At 63.6% G+C, this 23,933-nt stretch carries 21 protein-coding genes; 9 read left to right on the top strand and 12 right to left on the bottom strand.

The genetic code is table 11. The annotated features are described in order from the left end of the window. Positions 1-16: 16 nt before the first annotated feature. The 4 genes from proB to rplU all read right to left on the bottom strand — a co-directional run bounded on the left by proB (position 17) and on the right by rplU (position 3,246). The gene (gene proB / locus ABE459_RS02370; RefSeq protein ID WP_125465574.1) at positions 17-1,135 is read right to left on the bottom strand and encodes a glutamate 5-kinase; all 1,119 of its coding nucleotides are present in this window, start codon (positions 1,133-1,135) and stop codon (positions 17-19) included. 87 nt (positions 1,136-1,222) lie between these two features. Continuing rightward, positions 1,223-2,449, bottom strand: a complete 1,227-nt coding sequence (gene cgtA / locus ABE459_RS02365) for an Obg family GTPase CgtA (protein ID WP_110996193.1) — start codon at positions 2,447-2,449, stop codon at positions 1,223-1,225. A 186-nt stretch (positions 2,450-2,635) separates the two neighbouring features. Continuing rightward, positions 2,636-2,893 (bottom strand): 50S ribosomal protein L27, encoded by a 258-nt coding sequence (gene rpmA, locus ABE459_RS02360; protein WP_008092023.1) that lies wholly within the window; start codon positions 2,891-2,893, stop codon positions 2,636-2,638. A gap of 38 nt (positions 2,894-2,931) precedes the next feature. Further along, positions 2,932-3,246, bottom strand: coding sequence for a 50S ribosomal protein L21 (gene rplU / locus ABE459_RS02355; protein WP_060512528.1), 315 nt, complete (start codon positions 3,244-3,246; stop codon positions 2,932-2,934). A gap of 244 nt (positions 3,247-3,490) precedes the next feature. Here rplU and ABE459_RS02350 point away from each other — a divergent pair, with 244 nt between their 5' ends. From ABE459_RS02350 to ABE459_RS02340, 3 genes are all read left to right on the top strand, one after another. Further along, positions 3,491-4,459, top strand: a complete 969-nt coding sequence (locus ABE459_RS02350; protein WP_110996194.1) for a polyprenyl synthetase family protein — start codon at positions 3,491-3,493, stop codon at positions 4,457-4,459. Positions 4,460-4,644: 185 nt separating this feature from the next. Then, positions 4,645-4,983 (top strand): zinc ribbon domain-containing protein YjdM, encoded by a 339-nt coding sequence (locus ABE459_RS02345; protein ID WP_323830658.1) that lies wholly within the window; start codon positions 4,645-4,647, stop codon positions 4,981-4,983. A 147-nt stretch (positions 4,984-5,130) separates the two neighbouring features. Further along, positions 5,131-5,376: a hypothetical protein gene (locus ABE459_RS02340; protein WP_110996196.1), complete on the top strand. Its 246-nt coding sequence runs from the start codon at positions 5,131-5,133 to the stop codon at positions 5,374-5,376. A gap of 85 nt (positions 5,377-5,461) precedes the next feature. Here the strand turns inward: ABE459_RS02340 and ABE459_RS02335 are convergent, their stop codons facing one another. From ABE459_RS02335 to ABE459_RS02315, 5 genes are all read right to left on the bottom strand, one after another. Then, positions 5,462-6,079: an FKBP-type peptidyl-prolyl cis-trans isomerase gene (locus ABE459_RS02335; protein ID WP_125465576.1), complete on the bottom strand. Its 618-nt coding sequence runs from the start codon at positions 6,077-6,079 to the stop codon at positions 5,462-5,464. An 84-nt stretch (positions 6,080-6,163) separates the two neighbouring features. Then, positions 6,164-6,469 carry a DUF6482 family protein gene (locus tag ABE459_RS02330; RefSeq protein ID WP_125465577.1) on the bottom strand — a complete coding sequence of 102 codons (306 nt, stop codon included), beginning with the start codon at positions 6,467-6,469 and terminating at the stop codon, positions 6,164-6,166. 163 nt (positions 6,470-6,632) lie between these two features. Then, a complete protein-coding gene (locus ABE459_RS02325; RefSeq protein ID WP_110996199.1) occupies positions 6,633-7,121 on the bottom strand; it encodes a TIGR00645 family protein in 489 nt (162 codons plus the stop codon). A 181-nt stretch (positions 7,122-7,302) separates the two neighbouring features. Further along, positions 7,303-7,641, bottom strand: coding sequence for a hypothetical protein (locus ABE459_RS02320; RefSeq protein WP_125465578.1), 339 nt, complete (start codon positions 7,639-7,641; stop codon positions 7,303-7,305). A 162-nt stretch (positions 7,642-7,803) separates the two neighbouring features. Then, complete coding sequence (locus ABE459_RS02315; protein ID WP_125465579.1) at positions 7,804-10,242, bottom strand: ATP-binding protein; 2,439 nt, start codon at positions 10,240-10,242, stop codon at positions 7,804-7,806. 256 nt (positions 10,243-10,498) lie between these two features. Between ABE459_RS02315 and ABE459_RS02310 the strand changes: the two genes are divergently transcribed. The 4 genes from ABE459_RS02310 to ABE459_RS02295 all read left to right on the top strand — a co-directional run bounded on the left by ABE459_RS02310 (position 10,499) and on the right by ABE459_RS02295 (position 14,048). After that, positions 10,499-10,987, top strand: coding sequence for a DUF3015 domain-containing protein (locus ABE459_RS02310; RefSeq protein ID WP_110996202.1), 489 nt, complete (start codon positions 10,499-10,501; stop codon positions 10,985-10,987). Between the two features lie 77 nt (positions 10,988-11,064). Then, positions 11,065-12,918 carry a DUF4105 domain-containing protein gene (locus ABE459_RS02305; RefSeq protein WP_323830659.1) on the top strand — a complete coding sequence of 618 codons (1,854 nt, stop codon included), beginning with the start codon at positions 11,065-11,067 and terminating at the stop codon, positions 12,916-12,918. 208 nt (positions 12,919-13,126) lie between these two features. Then, positions 13,127-13,483, top strand: a complete 357-nt coding sequence (locus ABE459_RS02300) for a hypothetical protein (protein ID WP_125465581.1) — start codon at positions 13,127-13,129, stop codon at positions 13,481-13,483. A gap of 67 nt (positions 13,484-13,550) precedes the next feature. Then, the gene (locus ABE459_RS02295; protein ID WP_323830660.1) at positions 13,551-14,048 is read left to right on the top strand and encodes a GreA/GreB family elongation factor; all 498 of its coding nucleotides are present in this window, start codon (positions 13,551-13,553) and stop codon (positions 14,046-14,048) included. A gap of 140 nt (positions 14,049-14,188) precedes the next feature. Here the strand turns inward: ABE459_RS02295 and gdhA are convergent, their stop codons facing one another. The 3 genes from gdhA to ABE459_RS02280 all read right to left on the bottom strand — a co-directional run bounded on the left by gdhA (position 14,189) and on the right by ABE459_RS02280 (position 18,212). Then, positions 14,189-15,529, bottom strand: a complete 1,341-nt coding sequence (gene gdhA, locus ABE459_RS02290; RefSeq protein WP_323833068.1) for an NADP-specific glutamate dehydrogenase — start codon at positions 15,527-15,529, stop codon at positions 14,189-14,191. 308 nt (positions 15,530-15,837) lie between these two features. Then, a complete protein-coding gene (gene ettA / locus ABE459_RS02285; protein WP_110996559.1) occupies positions 15,838-17,505 on the bottom strand; it encodes an energy-dependent translational throttle protein EttA in 1,668 nt (555 codons plus the stop codon). Positions 17,506-17,798: 293 nt separating this feature from the next. Next, positions 17,799-18,212 carry a hypothetical protein gene (locus tag ABE459_RS02280; protein WP_323833070.1) on the bottom strand — a complete coding sequence of 138 codons (414 nt, stop codon included), beginning with the start codon at positions 18,210-18,212 and terminating at the stop codon, positions 17,799-17,801. Between the two features lie 236 nt (positions 18,213-18,448). Here ABE459_RS02280 and ABE459_RS02275 point away from each other — a divergent pair, with 236 nt between their 5' ends. Further along, positions 18,449-22,279 (top strand): EAL domain-containing protein, encoded by a 3,831-nt coding sequence (locus ABE459_RS02275; protein ID WP_258705133.1) that lies wholly within the window; start codon positions 18,449-18,451, stop codon positions 22,277-22,279. 302 nt (positions 22,280-22,581) lie between these two features. Further along, entirely contained in the window at positions 22,582-23,835 is a 1,254-nt protein-coding gene (gene glyA, locus ABE459_RS02270) for a serine hydroxymethyltransferase (protein WP_110996555.1), read from the top strand. Positions 23,836-23,933: the final 98 nt, after the last annotated feature.

The following is a 23,933-nucleotide window of genomic DNA, read 5'->3' as shown; positions in this document are numbered from 1 at the left end:
CAGCACGTTCGCTTCCTCAGACCAGAACCAGGTTGTCGCGGTGCACCAGTTCAGGCTCGGCGCTGTAGCCCAACACGCTTTCGATGGCATCGGACGGCTGGCCGATGATCTTCTGCGCTTCCAGCGCGCTGTAGTTGGCCAGGCCACGGGCCACTTCCAGGCCATCCGGGCCGACGCAGACCACCATCTCGCCGCGGCGGAAGCTGCCCTGCACGGTCTTCACGCCGACCGGCAGCAGGCTCTTGTTGGCTTGGCGCAAGGCCTGCACGGCACCGTCATCCAGCACCAGGGTGCCACGGGTCTGCAAGTGGCCGGCCAGCCACTGCTTGCGCGCGGCAAGCATGCCGCGCTCGGGCGACAGCAGGGTACCCAGGCGCTCGCCGGCCTTCAGGCGGTCCAGCACGCGCTCGATACGGCCACCGATGATGATGGTGTGCGCACCGGAACGGGCAGCCAGGCGCGCGGCGCGCAGCTTGGTCTGCATGCCGCCACGGCCCAGGGCACCACCGGTACCGCCGGCCACGGCGTCGAGCGAGGGGTCGTCGGCACGGGCTTCGTAAATAAGCTGGGCTTCGGGGTTGTTGCGCGGGTCGGCGTCGAACATGCCGTCGCGGTCGGTAAGGATCACCAGCAGGTCGGCCTCGACCAGGTTGGCCACCAGCGCGGCCAGGGTGTCGTTGTCGCCGAAGCGGATCTCGTCGGTGACCACGGTGTCGTTCTCGTTGATCACCGGCACCACGCCGAGGTCGACCAGGGTGCGCAGGGTGCTGCGCGCGTTCAGGTAACGCTTGCGGTCGGAAAGGTCGTCATGGGTCAGCAGGATCTGTGCGGTGTGCTTGCCGTGCTCGCCGAAGCTCGACTCCCAGGCCTGCACCAGGCGCATCTGGCCGAGCGCGGCAGCGGCCTGCAGCTCGTTCATCGCGCTCGGTCGGGAGGTCCAGCCCAACTGGCTCATGCCGGCGGCCACGGCCCCGGAGGAGACCAGCACCAGTTCCACGCCCGCTTCACGCAGGGCCACCATCTGCTCGACCCACACCGCCATGGCGCCACGGTCCAGGCCCTTGCCATCGGCAGTCAGCAGCGCGCTGCCGATCTTCACGACCCAGCGCTTGGCGCCAGTCACCTTGCTTCGCATCTTCTCTTCCAACCTATGTCGAATCTGTAGATACCTGAGATACAAAAACGCCGCTCCAGAGAGCGGCGTTCAGTGTACTGCAACCGATCAGTCGCGCACGTAAATGATTTCCGGGCCGTCTTCGTCGTCCTCGAAATCATCATCCCAGCCGTCATCGTCGCCGATGTCGTGCACGCTCTTGACACCGGTACGGCGCAGGGTACGCGCGTCGTCCAGGGCCTGCAGCTGGGCACGGGCCTCGTCTTCGATGCGCTGGTCGAGGTCGGCCAGCTCTTCGGCGTAGGCCGGGTCGTTGGCCAGGCGGTCGGCGCGGTCTTCGAGGTAGCGCATCAGGTCGTGGCTGAGCTTCTCGGTGCCTTGCTTGGAGATCGCCGAGATCACGTACACCGGGCCTTCCCACTGCAGGCGCTCGACCACTTCCTTGACCCGCTCGTCGCGCTCGTCGTCCATGACCATGTCGGCCTTGTTCAGCACCAGCCAGCGCTCACGCTCGGCCAGCGACGGGCTGAAGCGGGTCAGCTCGTTGACGATCACTTCGGCGGCATCGGCCGGGCTGCTTTCGTCCAGCGGCGCCATGTCGACCAGGTGCAGCAGCACGCGGGTACGGGCCAGGTGCTTGAGGAAGCGGATACCCAGGCCGGCACCGTCGGAGGCGCCTTCGATCAGGCCGGGAATATCGGCGATGACGAAGCTCTTCCAGCGGTCGACGCTGACCACGCCCAGGTTCGGCACCAGGGTGGTGAACGGGTAGTCGGCGACTTTCGGCTTGGCGGCCGATACCGAGCGGATGAAGGTGCTCTTGCCGGCATTCGGCAGGCCCAGCAGGCCGACGTCGGCCAGCACTTTCATTTCCATCTTCAGGTCGCGCTGATCACCTGGCTTGCCTGGGGTGGTCTGGCGTGGCGCACGGTTGGTGCTGGACTTGAAGCGGGTGTTGCCCAGGCCGTGCCAGCCGCCCTGGGCGACCATCAGTTTCTGGCCCGGGGTGATCAGGTCGCCGATGACTTCCTGGGTGGAGGCGTCGATCACGGTGGTGCCGACCGGCACGCGCAGGAACAGGTCGTCGCCTTTCTTGCCGGTGCAGTCGGTGCTGCCGCCGTTGGAGCCGCGCTGAGCTTCGTGATGACGGGTGTAACGGTAATCGACGAGGGTGTTGAGGTTCTCGTCGGCCACCATGTACACCGAGCCGCCGTCGCCACCGTCACCGCCGTTGGGGCCGCCGTTCTCGATGAATTTCTCGCGGCGGAAGCTCATGCAACCGTTACCGCCGTCACCGGCTTTTACCCGGATCGATACTTCGTCAACAAACTTCATTCAAAACCGCCTCTCGTCGAATGACGAGTCGAAAACCAGAAAACCTGAGGCTCTTGCAAAAATGAGCGCGGCGGCCCCGCACGACCAGAAACCAACGCCAGCAGCCCAAACAAACAGCTTTGCAAGAGGCTCAACACAAACGAAAAAGCCCCGTCGCATGACGGGGCTTCTGGAGCGACGTCGCGATTAAGCGGCGACGATGCTCACGTAACGGCGGTTGAACTCGCCTTTCTTCTCGAACTTGATCACGCCTTCGATCTTGGCGAACAGGGTGTGATCCTTGCCCATGCCAACGCCGTAGCCGGCGTGGAACTGGGTGCCGCGCTGACGGACGATGATGTTGCCGGCCTTGACGACCTGGCTGCCATACATCTTCACGCCAAGGCGTTTCGATTCTGAGTCGCGACCGTTACGGGTACTACCACCAGCCTTCTTGTGAGCCATGGTTCAATTCTCCAAATAAATTCAGGGGATCTAGGGGATTAAGCCTGGATGCCGGTGATTTTGATCTCGGTGAACCACTGGCGGTGGCCCATGCGCTTCATGTGGTGCTTACGACGACGGAACTTGATGATACGAACCTTGTCGTGACGGCCTTGCGAAATCACTTCGGCCACAACTTTGGCACCAGCGACAACTGGAGCACCGATGGTGACTTCTTCACCGTTGGCGACCAGCAGAACGCGATCGAAGGTCACGGATTCGCCAGTGGCGACTTCCAGTTTTTCGATCTTGAGGAATTCACCTTCAGCGACTTTGTACTGCTTGCCGCCGGTAACGATTACTGCGTAAGACATGGTATTTCTCCGATAATCCTGCTCACCCAGCGCTTTATATGATGAGTATTGGCTGGCATGGCTGCATGGGGCTGGAACGGCCCGGTGCAATTGCGTAAGGCAGGTGCTGCCCAGGAAGTTAGGGTGCGCGATTGTACGCAACCCCAGAAATGCTTGCAAGTACTGGCCAGGGCCCACGGGCACCGCGCCTTGACACACCGATACCCGCGACCTAGCATGCCGCGCAACCTCAATGGAGCAGCCGATGCAACCCCAATCCTTCTACCGCGCGGTAGCTGACGATTTCAGCGCCGTCGACGAGATCATCAAGAAGCAGCTGACCTCGCGCGTGCCGCTGGTATCGAAGATCGGCGACTATATCACTTCCGCTGGCGGCAAGCGCCTGCGCCCACTGCTGGTGCTGCTGTGCGGCAAGGCCCTGGGCCGCGAAGGCGACGACCTGCGCCTGCTGGCCGCCACCATCGAGTTCCTGCACACCGCCACCCTGCTGCATGACGACGTGGTCGACATGTCCGGCATGCGCCGTGGCCGCTCCACCGCCAACGCCCTGTGGGGCAACGCGCCGAGCGTGCTGGTGGGCGACTTCCTTTATTCGCGCTCGTTCGAAATGATGGTCGAACTGGGCTCGATGCCGGTCATGCAGATCCTCTCCAAGGCCACCCGGGTGATCGCCGAAGGCGAAGTGCTGCAGCTGTCGCGCGTGCGCGATGCCAGCACCACCGAAGAGGTGTACATGGACGTCATCCGCGGCAAGACCGCGATGCTGTTCGAGGCCTCGACCCACAGCGCCGCCGCGCTGGCCCAGGCCACCGACGAACAGCGTGAAGCCCTGCGCACCTTCGGCGACCACCTGGGCGTGGCCTTCCAACTGGTCGACGACCTGCTGGACTACAAGGGCGACTCGGAAACCCTGGGCAAGAACGTCGGCGACGACCTGGCCGAGGGCAAGCCGACCCTGCCGCTGATCTACACCATGCGTGAAGGTACGCCTGAGCAGGCCGCCCTGGTGCGCAAGGCGATCCAGAAAGGTGGCATCGAAGACCTGGAACAGATCCGCATTGCCGTCGAGGCGTCGGGCGCCCTGGCCTACACCGCCCAAATGGCCCGTGACTATGTGGCCCGTGCCATTGCCTGCCTGGAAGTGCTGCCGGCCAGTGAGTACCGGGATGCGCTGATTGAGTTGAGCGAGTTCGCGGTAGCCCGTACGCACTAAATCCAATCGCGTCGCCCTCTTCGCGGGTAAACCCGCTCCCACAGGGATCCCACTGCTCTTGGAGGGCATGGGTTACCTGTGGGAGCGGGTCTACCCGCGAATGCTTTTGCACAGGCAAAACACATTTCCTCGGCAAAACCTTATACAATGTGCGCCTTTACTGTCCTGCAACCCAAGGAACCGAAGTGAGCACTCTGCCACCCTGCCCTAAATGCAACTCCGAATACACCTACGAAGATGGCGCGCAACTGATCTGCCCCGAGTGCGCCCATGAGTGGTCGGCCAGCGGCGAAGCCGAAGCCAGCTACGACGTGGTGAAGAAGGATTCGGTGGGCAACGTCCTGCAGGACGGCGACACCGTCACCGTGATCAAGGACCTCAAGGTCAAGGGTTCCTCGCTGGTGGTCAAGGTCGGCACCAAGGTCAAGAACATCCGCCTGTGCGACGGCGACCATGACATCGACTGCAAGATCGATGGCATCGGCGCGATGAAGCTCAAATCCGAGTTCGTACGCAAGGTCTGACCTCCCTTTCGGGGCTGCCCCCGGGTGGCCCTGACAGATCCTGCAACAGGATCGCCTGCACCCTTCGCAACATTTTCGCCAATTGTCACTTGCTATTTTGATAATAAGAATTATTCTCATTGGAGCCGCTATCCAAGGAGAATAGCCATGACTTATCTGATCGACGCCTGGCTCGAACGCCCCCACCCCTACCTACGCATCCTGCATCGCGAGACCGGCGAAGTGTGCGCCGTGCTCGAGGAAGACGCACTCGACGAGCTACGTGACCAGGGCGACCTGGACATGACCGGGTTGAATTCGAGTGAACCGGGGGTACTGAAGGAGCTGGTGAGGAACCTGTTTCTGTTCTGCTATGCGCGGGCGTTGCGCCCTGGGGGAACGGATTGGAACTGAAAAATCGCGAGGCAAGTCGCATCGGCGCACCGCCGCTCCCACGGAGATTACGTGGGAGCGGGCTTGCCCCGCGATTGTGTAGGTCTTACAGAACGTCGAGCAGCTCGACGTCGAACACCAGGACGCTGTGCGGCGGGATGCTACCGACGCCTTGGGCGCCGTAAGCCAGCTCGCTTGGCACGTACAGGCGCCATTTGCTGCCGGCGTTCATCAGCTGCAGGGCTTCGGTCCAGCCAGCGATCACGCCACCCACCGGGAACTCGGCCGGCTGGCCGCGCTCGTAGGAGCTGTCGAACACGGTGCCGTCGACCAGGGTGCCGTGGTAGTGGGTGCGGACATTGTCTTCGCGAGTCGGCTTGGCGCCTTCACCGGCGGTCAGTACTTCGTACTGCAGGCCCGAAGCCAGGGTGACGATACCTTCACGCTTGGCGTTATCGGCCAGGAATTCCTTGCCCACTGCAGCAGCGGCTTCGGCCTTGGCAGCAGCTTCGGCTTGCATCACCTCACGGATCACCTTGAAGGCAGCCGACAGGTCGGCTTCGCTGACACGGCTTTCGGCGCCATTGAAGGCGTCGGTCAGGCCGGCAACGATGGCGTCCAGGTTGACGCCTGGTGGCGGGTTGTCACGCAGTTGGCCACCCAGCTGGCGGCCGATGCCGTAGCTGACGCGGGTTTCGTCGGTGGTCAGGATGAGTTCGGACATTTCGCTCTCCGCTGTAGGGCGAACGAACTCCGCCCTGTAAGAAAAAGGGCATGAAGCCTAGCACACAGCGGTGCGGTGAATCAGCTACCAGGCCGAACGCTGGGAAATCGGCACCTTCAGGTCTTCTTCCGGGTGCGTACCCATGCCACACATCTCGTCTTGCACCGACCAGTGCATCAGGTTCATCGAGACCATCGGGATAGCCTTGAGCAACCCCCGCGCATCCTCCACCGAATGCACGCGCAAGCGCTCGCCACTGGGGCTGGAGAGGGGGTGGGCACGGCCCTTCACCCGGGCTTCGAGCAGATAATCACCGCCTTCGATGGCGATCAGGTTAAGTTCGTCGACATGGCCAGCCCTGGCCTCGGCGTTGAGCTGCTGCAGGTTCATGGGTGCACCTCGCTGCGGGAACTCCGCTTGAGTGCTCATTTTTTGTACAGGGCGCTTTAAAGCACAAGCCTCCGTCGGTCAGAAAACATCGCGGGGGGGCCCCCCCCCCCCCCCGGCCGCGGGGGGGGGGGGCGCCCCCCGCGATGGCAGATGTCCAGGCAGATCAGTGCTTGGTGAGGCGATCCAGGTAGCCCATGACGAACGCCGAGACGACAAAGGTCATGTGGATGATCACGTACCACATCAGGTATTCGGTGGAGATGTTCTGCGCATCCATGAACACCCGCAGCAGGTGGATCGAAGAGATGGCGACGATGGACGCGGCCACTTTCATCTTCAACGACGAAGAGTCCATCTTGCCGAGCCAGTTGAGCTTCTCCTTGCTCTCGTCGATGTCCAGTTGCGAGACGAAGTTCTCGTAGCCGGAGATCATCACCATCACCAGCAGGCCGCCAACCAGCGACATGTCGATCAGCGACAGGATCACCAGGATCAGGTCGGCCTCGGCGAGGGAAAACACGTTGGGCAGGACATGGATGATTTCCTGGAAGAACTTCAGGGCCAGTGCCAGCAGGCCCAGCGAGAGGCCGAAGTAGATCGGTGCGAGCAGCCAGCGCGAGGCATACATCGCGTTTTCGAGGATACGTTCCATGGACAGTGGGGACTCATAAGGTGACTGGAAAAGCGTGCGCGAGTATAGCCAGCCACCCGTGACAGCAAAAGCCTGCGGCGGCTTGCCGCAGCCCGAGATGCCCCCCGAAACCCGATCGCCGGCAAGCCGGCTCCCACAGGGTAGGTGTGGGAGCCGGCTTGCCGGCGATGAGGGCATGCGGTCAGTTTTCGGGATGGAACTGATAATCCCCAAGATTACGGCACCGCTCGCCGTTGATCTTGCGCAACTGCGCCTGCAGGTGCAGGCACCAGATCTGCGGATCTTCAGCGACTTGGTAACCATGAAGGGTGAGGCTGTCGACGATGGCATTCATCACCGACTCGGCCACCATAGGGCCATGGAACGGCCCCTGGGCCTTGATCGCCGAGGGTTGTTCGCCGGCCATGCCGGCGGCGAACAGCAAGGTCCACATGCCGTTGTCACCGGCCAGTGGGCGAATACTGCATTCGATGCGGGTCACCAGGCCCAGGCACTGGCGGGTAAGGCTGAGGTTGCGCATGGCGGCGTCCCCTCTGTGGAGCCCTGTTCAGCCCGCAAGCAACGGGCTGTTTCCATCCTGAACCCTGTAACCGTCCTTAAGTTCCACTGTAGCCGACCTACGGAAAAGTTAGAAAACCGGCGCTGAACGGTAGCACTTGGCCGCCAGCGCCGGATTATTGACTTAAGCCGGATTAGCCTGGGCGATGACTTCCTCGAGCCGCTCCTTCTCGGCCTCCTTGATCTCTTCCTCGCTGATCATTTCGGAAATCACCCGCAGGCGCTCGACCACCCGGGCATTGACGCTGCCTTCGGCGAACTCGCCCTTGTCATCCAGCGCGCCCGCCTCCTCGCCCACCAGCAGGCTCAGGGCCTCGTCGGCCTGGCTGACGGCGTAGACGTGGAAGCGCCCGGCCTCGACCGCCTGCAACACACGCTCGTCGAGCATCAGCGTGGCAACGTTGGCTTTGGGAATGATCACCCCCTGTTCGCCGGTCAGGCCGCGGGCTTCGCAAAGGCGGAAGAAGCCCTCGATCTTCTCGTTGACCCCGCCCACCGCCTGTACTTCGCCAAACTGGTTGATGGAACCGGTGATGGCGAAGCACTGCTTGAGCGGCGTGCGCGACAGCGCCGAAATCAGTGTGCAGGCCTCGCCCAGCGAGGCGCTGTCACCGTCGACATAACCGTAGGACTGCTCCAGGGCGATGCTCGCCGAGATCGCCAGGGGGAACTCCTGGGCATAGCGGCTGCCCAGGTATCCGGTGAGGATCATCACCCCCTTGGAGTGGATCGGCTGGCCCAGGTTGACCTCGCGCTCGATGTCGACGATGCCGCTGCCGCCCGGGTAGACGGTGGCCGATATACGCGCCGGCATGCCGAACGCCGAATCGCCCACCTCCAGCACGGTCAGGCCGTTGCACTTGCCGATCGCCGCGCCTTCGGTGTCGATCAGGATGATCCCGGCGAGCATGTCGTCGAGCACACGCTGCGACACCCGCCCGGTACGCGTGGCCTTGGCCTTGAGCGCACGTTCGATGTGGCCGGCGTCGGTCATGCTTTCATTGGCCAGCTGGCGGACGAAGTCAGCCTCGCTGACCAGCTGGAACAGGTCGCCGATACGTGCCGACAGCCGCGACTGGTTTTCTGCCAGGCGCGCGCTGTAGGTGGCCAGACGCGCCACGGCGTCGCTGGTCAGTGGCGCCATGCCTTCTTCGTTGGTGCGGGTGCGCAACAGCTGGGCAAACTGCTCCAGGCTCTCGTCGACCATGGGCAGGTCTTCGTCGAAGTCGACCAGCACCCGGAACATCTCCTGGAAGTCCGAATCGTGGTCCTGCAGCGCGTAGTACAGCTGGCGCGAACCGATGATCACCAGCTTGACCCCCAGCGGGATCATCTGCGGCGTCAGGCTGACCGTGGCCACACGCCCCAGCTCGCCCAGCGGCGACTCCATCTTCAGCTTGCGCGACTGCAGGGCGCGCTTGAGTGCATCCCAGACGAAGGGCTCACCGAGCATCTTGTCGGCTTCAAGAATCAGGAAACCACCATTGGCGCGGTGCAGTGCCCCCGCCCGCAGCTGGCGGTAGGAGGTGTACAGGGCGCCCTGGTCGGTGTTGTATTCGATGCGGCCGAACAGGTTGTCGTAGGTCGGGTGCGGCTCGAACACCACCGGTGCGCCGCCGTTGCCGCAATGGCCCACCACCAGGTTGGGCGCGTACTGCTCTTCGAGCATCTTGCGCGCCACGGCGTCGGTCTTGCTGTCGTCGACCAGTTGCTCGACCACCGTGCGCAGCAGGTTCAACTGCATGGATTGCAAGTAAGCGCAGACAGCTGCGTTCTCCGCATACTTTTCCGACAGCGGTGCCAGCAGCGGCTGCAGTGCCAGGGTGATGGTTTCTTCGTTGAGCTGGCGCAGCTGGTTGTTCGACTCGCGCTTCCACTGCGGCAGGCTGGCCAGCTCTTCGTTCAGGCGCTCTTCGAGCAGGGCGATGTCTTCATGGAAACGCTCGCGCAATTCTTCCGGCAGCTGGGCGAACTCGGCTTCGTCCAGTGCCTTGCCGTCGGCCATGGGGGTGAAGGCGACGTTGCTGCTGTCGCGGTACAGGGCCACGTCCTTTTCCAGCGAGGCGCGCTCGATCACGTCCAGCGCACGGTCGTAGCGCTGGTTGAAGGCGCGGTCGATGGCGCTTTTCTTCTGCTGGTAGGAGGGGTGCTCGAACACCGCCGGGAAGGTCGCCACCAGGTTGTCGATCAGGCCATTCATGTCACTGATGAATGCATGTGCGCTGCCGGCGGGCAGCTCCAGCGCACGCGGCTCGCGGGAATCCTCGAAATTGTTGACGTAGAGCCAGTCGGACGGCGTGGCCTGGCGCTTGCCCTCGGCCTTCAGGTAGCGCTTCACGAACGAGAAACGGCCGGTGCCGGGCTCGCCCATCACATACACGTTGTAACCGGGGCGCGGCATCGCCACGCCGAATTGCAGGGCCTCGACGGCACGCTCCTGGCCCAGCACACCACGAAATGGCTCCAGATCGTCGGTATTGGAGAAAGCAAACTGTTCAGCGGAGAAACGCCGGGTCAGGGCTTCGGGCGCGAGACGCAGGCGCGAGGCGACAGGATCGGGCATTGGGTTTCCTTACTTCGGCGGGGCGGATGGAAAGCATTCTGGCGCCGCCAGCGCGCAGCTTGCAAGGCTCTGCGGGACTTTATGTCGCAGCCCAACAATGGCGATCACGCAAGACATTTTTCGCAATAAACAACGCAACCTTTGGATCCTGCCTAAACTCCTAGCTGCGCGGGGGGGTGGCACGACTTCCTGTGCTGGCAACCGCGTTGCCAGAACCCTGACCATTGGTACGTCACTTGAGAATGAGAACAACGCTATGAAACGGATTCTTCTGGGTACTCTGTTCGCCGCTGTCTCTATCAACGCCATGGCCGAAGCGCCGGGTGGCCCCAACTGCGGCTGGGGCAACCTGCTGTTCGAAGGCCAGCGCGGCACCCCGGCCCACTTCCTGGCCTCCACTACAAACGGCACGTCCGGCAACGCAACCTTCGGCATGACCTCGGGCACCAACGGTTGCTCGACCAAGGCCTCCCTCACCTATGGCGGCAAGTCGTGGTTCGCCATGAACGGCATGATGAACGAACTGTCCGAAGACATGGCCAAGGGCCAGGGCGAAGCCCTGACCACCTACGCCGTGGTCCTCGGCGTGGCGCCTGAAGACCGCGCGCATTTCGCCGCCGTCACCCACGAGCATTTCCAGCAGATTTTCAGCAGCGCCGACGTCACTGCCGAAACCGTCCACAGCAACACCCTGGCAGTGCTCAAGAGCGACCCGCAACTGGCCAAATACGCCACCGAGGCATGAGCCCCACGCCTCCCGCCCCGGCAGCGGGGCGGGCTTGGCGATCCACCTTCGGCATCATTCAGACGTAGTTGCCCGACATGCTCAAACGCTTCGCTACCCTGGCGCTGTTCGTCAGCGCACCCTTGCACGCCGCACCACAGCCAGACCCGGCCCGCCTGCAACAGCTGGCCGCCACACCCTACTGGATCGCCCTGGGCCACTATGAAACGGCCAAGCTCGGCGGCTGGCGCAGCTATGTGGACGACAGCCGGTTCTTTCTTGCAGAAGACGGCGCGCACCATCCAGACCAGGAGCTCAAGGCCACGGTCGCAGCGCTGTATGCCCCGGCCAGCCTCGGCGACAAGCACCCGCAGTGCGTATTCCCGGCACGCACCCGCTGGTTGCGCGAACAGCTGGGCCTGACCGACCTGCCGAAGCCGGCTTGCCAGGAGTTCGCCACCTGGTACACATCGGTCGACCCGCACAGCGCGACGCTGATCTTCCCGGCGGCCTACCTCAACAGCCCGTCGTCGATGTTCGGCCACACCTTGCTGCGCATCGACCAGTCCAACACCCGCCGCGACGACACCACGTTGCTCAGCTACGCGATCAACTTCGGTGCCTATATCGAAGGCAGCGACAACAGCATCCTCTACGCCTGGAAAGGCCTGATGGGCGGCTACCCCGGGCTGTTCGCGATCATGCCCTACCAGGAAAAACTGTCCGAGTACCGCAGCCTGGAAAACCGCGACCTGTGGGAGTACCAGCTGGACCTTACGCCGGAAGAGACCGGACGGATGGTCGAGCATGTGTGGGAGCTCAAGCAGATCAAGTTCGACTATTTCTTCTTCGACGAAAACTGCTCCTACCGCCTGCTCGAACTGCTGCAGGTGGCGCGCCCGAGCCTGGACCTCACCTCCCAGTTCCCGCTGACCGCCATCCCCACCGACACCGTCAAGGCGGTCAAGCAGTCCGGGCTGGTCACCGATGTGCGCTACCGCCCGTCCCGCGAGCGTGAGCTGCTGGCCCGGGCCGAGCCGCTGGAGCCTGCGGAGAAACAGCAGGTATTGGCCCTCAGCGCCGACACTGGGCAACTGCAAAGCCCCGAATTCACCGCCCTGCCCCGCGACCGCCAGGCCCTGGTGCAGGACGCCGCCTACCGCCTGGAGCGATACCGAGCCAACGGCCAGGAACGCGACCCAGCCCAGGCCGCGCGCAGCTTCGAGCTGCTCAGGGCGATCAACCGCAACCCGCCGCCAGCGCTGCAAATTGAGCGGCCCGGCCTGCCTGAAGATGGCCACCAGTCGCGGACCTGGCAGCTGGGTGTCGGCACCCGTGAAGACCGTGCCTTCGCCGAGTACGGTCTGCGCATGGCCTACCACGACCTCAACGACAACATGTACAGCTTCCCCCTCGGCGCGCAGATTGAGATCCTCCAGCTCAAGCTGCGCCAGTACGAAGGCAACGACTGGCAGGTGCAGCGCCTGGACCTGGCCACCATTCGTTCGCTGACCCCGCGCAATGAGCTGCTCAAGCCCTGGTCGTGGCAGGTAGCCGGCGGGCTGGAGCGGGTGCCGGGCAAGCATGATGACGAAGTGCTGGTCAGCCACGTCAACGGTGGCGCCGGCGGTACCTGGCAACTGAGTGACGGGCTGCTGGGCTTTGCCCTGGGCACGCTGCGTGTGGAGCATCACAACGACTTCGCCGAGTTCGTCTCACCGGCGGCCGGTTTCAATGGCGGCCTGTTGTGGCGCAATGGGCTGGGCAACCTGACGCTGGAGGCCAAGGGCGACTACTTCACCAACGGCGAGGTGCGGCGCAGCGTGAGCCTGAACCAGCAGTGGGAGATCAGCCGGGACCTGGGCGTGCGGTTGAGTGCTTCGCGCCAGCTCAGCCATCTGGCCACGGCGCAGAACGAAGTGATGCTGGAGTTGAAGTGGTATCAGTATTGAGCGGTGCGGGCCTCATCGCTGGCAAGCCAGCTCCCACAGGTACGATGCTTGCCTCGAGGTTAGCGCGGTCCATGTGGGAGCGGGTTTACCCGCGAAGCCGGCAATACACTCCTCGATGAAAGCCAACTGACTCTTTGACGCTGTTTTGACATTGGCCCGACAAACTATCCCCTAGACTCCCCACCATCACTTCAAGGGTCTGGTGGATATGTCGCGGTACTGGTTGGGCCTGTGTGTCCTGTTGCTGTTGGCAGGCTGCGAGACCACTCACGAACAGATGGTCAACCAAGGGTATCCCCCCGCCTACGCCGACGGTTTCGAGGACGGCTGCAGCAGCGGTCGCCAGGCCGCCGGGCCGATGGCCGGCGATTTTCGCAAGGACGTTGCGCGCTACCTGCACAACCGCCAGTACGAAAGCGGCTGGGACGACGGTTTTCGCCAATGCCAGGCCATGCAGAACAGCGAAGAGCAGCGCCAATACCATGACCGCTATTGGGACGAACGCGACCGCGACTGGCAGCGCGAGAAGGACCAGGGCGCCGCCCGCGCCTATCGCCGCAACTGACGTCGCAAACGGACAACCATTGCAACCCACGACCTGCCACCATGGTCTCCAGCACAAGGAGGCCCCCATGAGCCGAGCATTCGTCAACGAGGACCAGGCCGCCGCCCAGGCCGACCAGCCGGTAGAGCGGCGTGTCAGCGAAGAACCCAACTACGTCACTGCCAGCGGCCTGTGTCAGCTGCAAGCGCGCGTGGCCGAACTGAATGCCTTGCGCAGTGAACTGCAGGCGCAGGGCGAGCATGGCGACAAGCAGCGCCTGGCCGACGCCGAACGCGACCTGCGTTATTTCAATGCCCGCGTGCAGAGTGCCCAGGTGGTGCCGGCAGCGGCTTCACGCAACAAGGTGCAGATTGGTAGCCGGGTACGCTTTGTCGATGCGCAGGACCAGGAGCAAGTGGTGCGGCTGGTGGGCGAGGATGAAGCGGATGCTGGGCGGGGATTGATCAACTGGAGTTCGCCGTTAGGGCGGGCTTTGCTGGGCGCGGGGCCTGGGGATGAAGTGGTTTGGCGGCGGCCGGTGGGGGATCAGTTGATCGAGATACTTGAAATCGAGGGTGAAAGCTGAGGGCCTTGGGGGCTGCTTTGCAGCCCATCGCGGCACAAGGCCGCTCCTACAGGGAGCGCGACAATTTGGATGATCACGCAATCTTGTAGGAGCGGCCTTGTGCCGCGAAAGGGCCGCAAAGCGGCCCCGTCGGTCTCAGATCAAACCACGCCCTGCGCCAGCATGGCATCGGCGACTTTCACGAAACCGGCGATGTTGGCGCCCTTGACGTAGTTGATGCTGCCATCGTCTTCCTGGCCATAGTGCACGCACGCATGGTGGATCGACTGCATGATGTTGTGCAGCTTGCTGTCCACCTCGCCCGCAGTCCACAGCAGGCGCATGGCGTTCTGCGACATCTCCAGGCCCGACACGGCCACGCCACCGGCGTTGGACGCCTTGCCCGGCGCATAGAGAATGCCGGCCTCAATGAAGATATCCACAGCGTCGAGGGTGGTTGGCATGTTGGCGCCTTCGGCCACGCAGATGCAGCCGTTGCGCAGCAGGGTACGGGCGTCTTCGGCGTTCAGTTCGTTCTGGGTGGCGCATGGCAGGGCGATGTCGCACGGCAAGGCCCATGGCGTCTGACCCTTGCGGAACTCCAGGCCGTATTGCGTGGCCAGCTCGCTGAGGCGGCCACGCTTGACGTTCTTCAGCTCCATCAGCGCATCCCATTGGGCATCGCTCAAACCGGCTTCGCAGAACAGCGTGCCTTCTGAGTCGGACAACGAGATCACCTTGCCACCCAGGTCCATCACCTTGCGCGCAGCATACTGGGCAACGTTACCCGAACCCGAGATCGCCACGCGGCGGCCATCGATACGCTTGTCCTGGCGCTTGAGCATCTCTTCGGCGAAATACACGCAGCCGAAGCCGGTAGCCTCCGGGCGGATCAGGCTGCCGCCATAGGTCATGCCCTTGCCGGTCAGCACCGAGGTGAACTGGTTGGCCAGGCGCTTGTACTGGCCAAACATGTAGCCGATCTCGCGGGCACCCACGCCAATGTCACCGGCTGGCACGTCGAGGTCGGCGCCGATGTGGCGGTACAGCTCGCTCATGAACGCCTGGCAGAAGCGCATCACTTCAGCATCGCTCTTGCCCTTCGGATCGAAGTCCGAGCCACCCTTGCCACCGCCCATCGGCAGCGAGGTCAGCGAGTTCTTGAACACCTGCTCGAAGGCCAGGAACTTGAGTACGCCCAGGTTCACCGACGGGTGGAAGCGCAGGCCACCTTTGTACGGGCCGATGGCGCTGCTCATCTGGATGCGGTAGCCGCGGTTGACCTGGACCTTGCCCTGGTCATCCACCCACGACACACGGAACAGCACGGCGCGCTCAGGCTCGACCATGCGCTCGAGGATGCCGGCCTTGAGGTAGTGAGGGTTGGCTTCGAGGAAGGGCCACAGGCTGCGCAGCACCTCTTCCACCGCCTGGTGGAACTCGGGCTGGGCAGGGTCGCGCTGTTGCAGACGGGCCAGGAAGGCGTCGACAGATTCGATCATGGTAGACATCTCACCAAGAGGGATTGTTTTTGGTTTTTTCGGGAATGTACCAAGAACCAATCGCACTGGAACAGGGCGCAATGTCGTTTTTATGAAATTATTTGGTGCGTTTTATATAACTGTATACAAAATTGCTCTCGCGTCGCCCTCTTCGCGGGTAAACCCGCTCCCACAAGGACTGCACCAATTTCACTGCCAGTGCCGGACCTGTGGGAGCGGGTTTACCCGCGAAGAAGCCAGCCCCACTTTTCGGTCAGGCACAAAAATGGGGCCACATGGGGCCCCATTTTTGTGCAACCTAAGCCAGCTTACTGAGCCAGCTTCTTGTGACGCACACGGTGCGGCTGGGCAGCGGCATCGCCCAGGCGCTTCTTGCGGTCGGCTTCGTACTCGGTGTAGTTGCCTTCGAAGAACACCACGCTCGAGTCGTCTTCGTACGCCAGAATGTGGGTGGCCACACGGTCCAGGAACCAACGGTCGTGGGAAATCACGATGGCGGCGCCCGGGAAGTCCAGCAGGGCCTCCTCCAGCGAACGCAGGGTTTCGACGTCAAGGTCGTTGGACGGTTCGTCGAGCAGCAGGACGTTGCCGCCCTCTTTCAGCGTAAGGGCCAGGTGCAGACGGCCACGCTCACCACCGGACAGGTCCTTGACGAACTTCTGCTGGTCGCCGCCCTTGAAGTTGAAGCGGCCGACATAGGTGCGCGACGGGATCTCGTAGTTGCCGATACGGATCTGGTCGGAACCGTCGGACACTTGCTGGAACACGGTCTTGTTGCCGTCCAGGTCTTCGCGGCTCTGGTCGACGCAGGCCAGTTGCACGGTTTCGCCGATCTCGATGCTGCCCGAGTCCGGCTGCTCCTTGCCCATCAGCATGCGGAACAGAGTCGATTTACCGGCACCGTTACCGCCGATAACGCCGACGATGGCGCCCTTGGGCATGGCGAACGACAGGTTGTCGATCAGCACGCGGTCGCCGTAGCCCTTGGTGACGTTCTTGAACTCGATGACCTTGTCGCCCAGGCGCGGACCGGCCGGGATGTAGATCTCGTTGGTCTCGGAACGCTTCTGGAACTCCTGCGACTGCATCTCTTCGAAGCGCTGCAGACGAGCCTTGGATTTGGACTGGCGGGCCTTGGCGCCTTTGCGCACCCACTCCAGTTCCTCTTTCATGGCCTTTTCGTGGGCGCTCTGCTGCTTGGATTCCTGCGCCAGACGGTCCGACTTGGCCTCCAGCCAGCCCGAGTAGTTGCCTTCGTACGGGATACCGGCGCCGCGGTCCAGTTCGAGGATCCAGCCGGCGACGTTGTCGAGGAAGTAACGGTCGTGGGTGATCGCCACCACGGTGCCGGGGAAGTCGTGCAGGAAGCGCTCCAGCCAGGCCACCGAGTCGGCGTCCAGGTGGTTGGTCGGTTCGTCCAGCAGCAGCATGTCGGGGGCCGACAGCAGCAGGCGGCACAGGGCCACGCGGCGCTTTTCACCACCCGACAGATGCTCAATCTTCGCATCCCAGGCCGGCAGGCGCAGGGCGTCGGCGGCGACGTCCAGCTGGCGCTCCAGGTTGTGGCCGTCGGCGGCCTGCAGGATGGCTTCGAGCTTGGCCTGTTCGGCGGCCAGCTTGTCGAAATCGGCATCCGGGTCGGCGTAGGCGGCGTAGACCTCGTCCAGGCGGGCCTGGGCGTCCTTGATCACGCTGACCGCTTCCTCGACCACTTCACGCACGGTCTTGGTTGGGTCCAGCTGCGGCTCCTGGGGCAGGTAGCCGACGTTGATGTCGGGCATCGGACGGGCTTCGCCGTCGAATTCCTTGTCGACGCCCGCCATGATGCGCAGCAGCGTCGATTTACCCGCGCCGTTCAGGCCGAGCACGCCGATCTTGGCGCCCGGGAAGAACGACAGGGAAATATTCTTGAGAATTTCCCGCTTCGGCGGCACGACCTTGCTCAGCCGATGCATGGTGTAGACGTATTGAGCCAAAACCAAGCCCTCTATCAGATAGGTAAAGACATCGACGTACGCCCGAGGCGGTTGCCCGGGGGATGTGTTTACGGGGTGTCATTGAACAAAGTGGGCCATTCTACGCCAAGCGCAGGCTTTGCACAGAGTGGTCGCAGGGTGGCCGAGCCCTTGGGGCTGGAGTGACAGCGATGGCCTGTCACGGCCTCATCGCAGGCAAGCCCGCTGCCACAGGGTTCGCAGCGCCCTGAGGGGCTTCGACATACCTGTGACAGCGGGCTTGCCGCGATGAGGCCAGTAGGGTCTGGCAGGGCTCAGACGTGCGACTGCCTGGCCTTGCCACGCGGCAGGCGGCAACGGTCCGACTGCTCGGCCAGGCGTGCGGCCCAGGCCGACTTGACGCTGAAGGCGCCGCTGCGTGCTGGCTTGTCGACATGCTTGGCGGCCGGCTTGCTCACCGCCTTGGCGGGTGCTGCGGCAGGCTTGGCGAGCGGCTGCGCGGCAACTTCGGCAACAGGCTCAGCGGCGGCCTTGGCCGCCTTGGCCGACTTGCGCAGCTCGGCCAGCGACGGCGTCTTGTTCAGGTTGGCAGCAGCCGCGTCCGGCTTGGCCAGCGAGCGCTGGCAGGTCTTGCAGGATACGTCCTCGGCCGCAGCAGTGCTGACCAGGGTCTGACTGCTGCGGCCGCAGGCAGAATCAAGACCATTGGTGGAATAGTGGGTAACCAAAACCTTACTTCTCCGATGCGTTGACTATGAAGCGGCCGGCATTCTCGCACAGGATGCAGGGGCTTGCCGAACCGGCATGACCGGCTGCGATCACACCCACTGGCACTTTGCCATGTTTGAAGGCATGCTAGGCGGCTTCACATTGGCGGCTTATAGTGCGCCCGGCGGCTTGCCTGGCCACGGCATGCGCCGTGCATGCGCCCTCCCTGCCGTCAGCCCAATCGCAGGACCAACGCTTGACCAATCTCACGCATCCGTCATCCCTGCGCCCCGCTGCTGCCAAGGCCGGCAGCCATCTGCGCGGCTCGTTGAAAGGGGCGCTGGCCCTGCTGGCGCTGGTGTTGCTGGGCCTGCTGCTATGGCAACTGTTCACCCAGTTCCGCCACACCCAGGCTGACCTTCGCCAGCAAAGCCTGACGACCAGCGCGGAACTGGCCGACCATCTGAGCCTGAACATGGCGCTCAAGGCACAGCAAGCGCTGAACCTGGTCCAGCCCTACGTCAAAACTCCGGCGCCCGCCGCCCTGCCGACCCTGCTCGAAACCTTGCAGGCGCGCCTGCCTGCCCTGCAGCAATTGGCCTGGCTGGACAGCAATGGCCAGCCCCTGGTCGACACCCTGGACGGCAGTGACGACCGCCCACTGATTGACGAGCTCCTGCAACTCAACCAGGGGCGCGCCTTCTTCTATACCAACAGCCCTGACAACACCCAGGTCTACCTGCTGCTGCGCCAACCCGCCGAGCAGGACCGCGGCTACTGGCTGCTGCGCCTGAGCCCCGACTACTACAAGGAACTGGCCCAACACCTGGATGGCCCCGGCCACCCATTGTGGTTGCTGGAAAACAGCCGCAGCGGCGAGGTAATCGAGCGCCACGGCCCGACCACCACCAGCGACGAGCCGCTGCAGAGCGTGATGCTGGCCTACATCGACAACAGCAGCTGGCAGCTGCGCGGCCTGTTCGACGCCGGCCTGGCCCGCAGCAAGCTGCTCCCGGCGCTGATCGGCAAATGTGTGCTGGTGCTGTTCTGCGCCCTGCTGCCGGTACTGGCGCTGATCAACATGCGCCGCCGCCAGCGCGCCTTGCAGGAGGACCGACGGCGTTATCAGGAAATCTTCGAGGGCACCGGCGTGGCCCTGTGCGTGCTCGACCTCTCCAGCCTGCCCGGCCAGCTCGACCGCTACCACTTGCGCAACCGCGCCGCGCTCAAGCAAAGCCTGGCCCTGGACCCGAACCTGCGCCGCTCGCTGCTGGCCGAACTGAAGATCACCGAAATCAACCAGGTCGCCCGCCAGTTGCTCAACGTCGATTGCAATGAAGGCGCCTGGCAACGCCTGATCGATGGCAGCGGCGACGGACGCGACAGCGTCGGCATGCAACTGATCGACGCGCTGATCGAAGAACGCAGCCAGCTCGAACTGGAAGTGCGTCTGCCGGCCCCGCTGGGCGGTGAACTGCACCTGTGGCTGATGGTGCGCCTGCCGCAGCAGCGCCGCGACTTCCAGGCGGTGATCCTGAGCATCAGCGACATCACCAGCCGCAAGCAGGTGGAACTGTCGTTGCTCGAACGCGAGAGTTTCTGGTCGGACGTGGTCCGCACCGTGCCCGACCAGCTCTACGTGCAGGACGTGCACAGCCAGCGGATGATTTTCAGCAACCGCCACCTCGGCCAGACCCTGGGCTACGACCGCGCGGAGCTGGCGCAGATGGGCGAGCGCTTCTGGGAGTTGCTGCTGCACCCCGAGGACGCCGAGCACTATCAAACGCTGCGCCGGCAACAACTGGACAGCAACCGTGAACAATCGCTGTACTGCCAGCTGCGCTTTCGCCACCGCGACGGCGGCTGGCGCTGCTATGAAATTCGCGAGCAAGTGCTGACCCGCGACAGCGACGGCCTCATCACCCGCATCATCGGGGTGGGCAAGGACGTCACCGTGCAGATCGAGGCCAGCGCGTCGCTGCGCGACAGCGAGCAGCGCTACCGCATGCTCGCCGAAAGCATCAGCGACGTGATCTTCTCCACCGACAGCCTGTTGCAGCTCAATTACGTCAGCCCTTCGGTGCAGGCGGTGCTCGGTTACCAGGCCGACTGGATCTTCGCCAACGGCTGGCAGTCGATCGTCGCCAACCCGGCCCAGCTCAGCGGCGTCTATGCCCTGATGGAACGGGTCAGCAAGGCCCTCGGCGACAACCAGCAGTTGGCCCTGCTGCGCACCACCCTGCCCACGCAACTGTTCCTGTTCGACTGCCTGCGCGCCGACGGCCGCAAGATCCCCATCGAGCTGCGCCTGGTACTGGTGTGGGACGAGCATGAGCGGTTCGAGGGCGTGCTCGGCGTGGGCCGCGACATCAGCCAGCAGCGCCGGGCCGAGAAGGACCTGCGCATGGCGGCCACGGTATTCGAGCACTCAACCTCGGCGATTCTGATCACCGACCCGGCCGGCTACATCGTCCAGGCCAACGAGGCGTTCAGCCGGGTCAGCGGCTATGCGGTCGCCGAAGTGCTCGACCAGCTGCCGGGCATGCTCACCGTCGAACACCAGCAGGACGCCCACCTGGGCTACGTGCTCAAACAGCTCAACCAGCGCGGCAGCTGGGAAGGCGAAGTGTTCCTCAAGCGCCGCAACGGCGAGCACTACCCGGCCTGGGTCGGCATCACCGCGGTACTCGACGACGAAGGCGACCTGGCCAGCTACGTGTGCTTCTTCACCGACATCAGCGAGCGCAAGGCCAGCGAACAGCGCATCCACCGCCTGGCCTACTACGACGCCCTCACCCACCTGCCCAACCGCACGCTGTTCCAGGACCGCCTGTATACCGCCCTGCAGCAGGCCGAACGGCAAAAGGCCTGGGTGGTGCTGATGTTCCTCGACCTCGACCGTTTCAAGCCGATCAACGACTCCCTCGGCCACGCCGCGGGCGATCGCATGCTCAAGGACATGGCCGAGCGCCTGCTGGCCTGTGTCGACGACGACGACACCGTGGCGCGCATGGGTGGCGATGAGTTCACCCTGCTGCTGCAACCCAAGGCTACCCGCGAACTGGCGCTCAACCGCGCCATCCACGTCGCCGAGAACATCCTCGGCAGCCTGGTCACCCCATTCGTGCTGGAGAACCGCGAGTTCTTCGTCACCGCCAGCATCGGCATCGCCCTCAGCCCTCAGGACGGCAGCGAGCTGAGCCAGTTGATGAAGAACGCCGACACCGCCATGTACCACGCCAAGGAGCGTGGCAAGAACAACTTCCAGTTCTACCAGGCGGACATGAACGCCAGCGCCCTGGAGCGCCTGGAGCTGGAGAGCGACCTGCGCCACGCCTTGGAGCAGAACGAGTTCATCCTCTACTACCAGCCGCAGTTCAGCGGCGACGGCAAGCGCCTGACCGGCGCCGAGGCGCTGCTGCGCTGGCGCCACCCGACCCGCGGCCTGGTACCGCCGGGCGACTTCATCCCGGTGATCGAGGAACTGGGGCTGGTGGTGGACGTCGGCGACTGGGTGCTGCGCGAGGCCAGCCGCCAGCTCAAGGCCTGGCACCTGGCCAAGGTGCGGGTGCCGAAGGTGTCGGTGAACATCTCGGCCCGGCAGTTCTCCGATGGCCAGCTTGGCACGCGCATCGCCACCATCCTGGAAGAAACAGGCCTGCCGCCGGCATGCCTGGAGCTGGAGCTGACCGAAAGCATCCTGATGCGTGAAGTCCACGAGGCCATGCAGATCCTCGACAGCCTGAAGAACCTTGGCCTGAGCATCGCGGTCGATGACTTCGGCACCGGCTACTCGTCGCTGAACTACCTCAAGCAGTTCCCCATCGACGTGCTGAAGATCGACCGCACCTTCGTCGACGGCCTGCCCGAGGGCGAGCAGGACGCGCAGATCGCCCGGGCGATCATCGCCATGGCCCACAGCCTCAACCTGGCGGTGATCGCCGAGGGCGTGGAAACCCACGAGCAGCTGGAGTTCCTGCGCGAACATGGCTGCGACGAGGTGCAGGGCTACCTGTTCGGCCGGCCGATGCCGGCCAACCAGTTCGAGGCGCAGTTCAGCAACGAGACGTTGTTCATGTTCCAGTGAGCTGCTGCAGTCTGGTGCGATCCATGTGGGAGCGGGTTTACCCGCGAAGCAGGCCACACGGTACATGGCACCGGCCTGGCCGGTGTTCGCGGGTAAACCCGCTCCCACAGGTACATCGTCGCGACTGAAATGCGCATCTAAAAACGGACCCAAGGGTCAACTCTCATTTCCGCCCAACCCAGACACGGCGCGGCCTGCAACATGAGCCCCATTGGTCCGCGACTTGATGCCACTTCATATGCCAGGCGCGAATCAATCGGTTAGAATGCCCCCCCAATCCAGCCCGATCCTTGAGGACCGCCATGTTCAGCCGTGATTTGACCATTGCCAAGTACGACGCCGAGCTCTTCGAAGCCATGCAGCAAGAAGCCCTGCGCCAGGAAGAGCATATCGAGCTGATCGCTTCGGAAAACTACACTAGCCCCGCCGTCATGGAAGCCCAGGGTTCGGTACTGACCAACAAGTACGCCGAAGGCTACCCAGGCAAGCGCTACTACGGTGGTTGCGAGTACGTCGACGTGGTCGAGCAACTGGCCATCGACCGCGCCAAAGAGCTGTTCGGCGCCGACTACGCCAACGTCCAGCCGCACGCCGGCTCCCAGGCCAACGCCGCCGTCTACCTGGCGCTGCTGTCGGCCGGTGACACCATCCTGGGCATGAGCCTGGCCCACGGTGGCCACCTGACCCACGGTGCTTCGGTAAGCTCGTCGGGCAAGCTGTACAACGCCATCCAGTACGGCATCGACGGCAACGGCCTGATCGACTACGACGAAGTCGAGCGCCTGGCGGTCGAGCACAAGCCGAAGATGATCGTTGCCGGCTTCTCTGCCTACTCGCAGGTACTGGACTTCGCCCGCTTCCGCGAAATCGCCGACAAGGTCGGTGCCTACCTGTTCGTCGACATGGCTCACGTCGCCGGCCTGGTTGCCGCTGGCGTGTACCCGAACCCGGTGCCGTTCGCCGACGTGGTCACCACCACCACCCACAAGACCCTGCGCGGTCCACGTGGCGGCCTGATCCTGGCCCGTGCCAACGCCGACATCGAGAAGAAGCTGAACTCCGCCGTCTTCCCTGGCGCCCAGGGCGGCCCGCTGGAGCACGTCATCGCCGCCAAGGCAATCTGCTTCAAGGAAGCCCTGCAACCTGAGTTCAAGGCCTACCAGCAGCAAGTGGTGAAGAACGCCCAGGCCATGGCTTCGGTGTTCATCGAGCGCGGTTTCGACGTGGTTTCCGGCGGCACCCAGAACCACCTGTTCCTGCTGTCGCTGATCAAGCAGGAAATCTCCGGTAAGGACGCCGACGCCGCCCTGGGCAAGGCCTTCATCACCGTCAACAAGAACTCGGTGCCGAACGACCCACGTTCCCCGTTCGTCACCTCGGGCCTGCGTTTCGGCACCCCGGCCGTGACCACCCGTGGCTTCAAAGAAGCCGAGTGCAAAGAGCTGGCCGGCTGGATCTGCGACATCCTGGCCGACCTGAACAACGAAGCGGTGATCGACGCCGTGCGTGAGAAGGTCAAGGCCATCTGCAAGAAGCTGCCGGTGTACGGCAACTGATTGGCGATTGCCTGATGTGAAAAAGCCCGGCCATGTGCCGGGCTTTTTCATGCCTCGCCAATCCTTGGGTAGTTTTTCAGCAATGAACACCCTCGCGT

The organism is Pseudomonas sp. TWI923, from assembly GCF_039673365.1.
In the GTDB taxonomy this organism is placed as follows: Bacteria; Pseudomonadota; Gammaproteobacteria; order Pseudomonadales; family Pseudomonadaceae; genus Aquipseudomonas; species Aquipseudomonas sichuanensis.
This window is presented reverse-complemented; position numbering and strand designations above follow the sequence as displayed.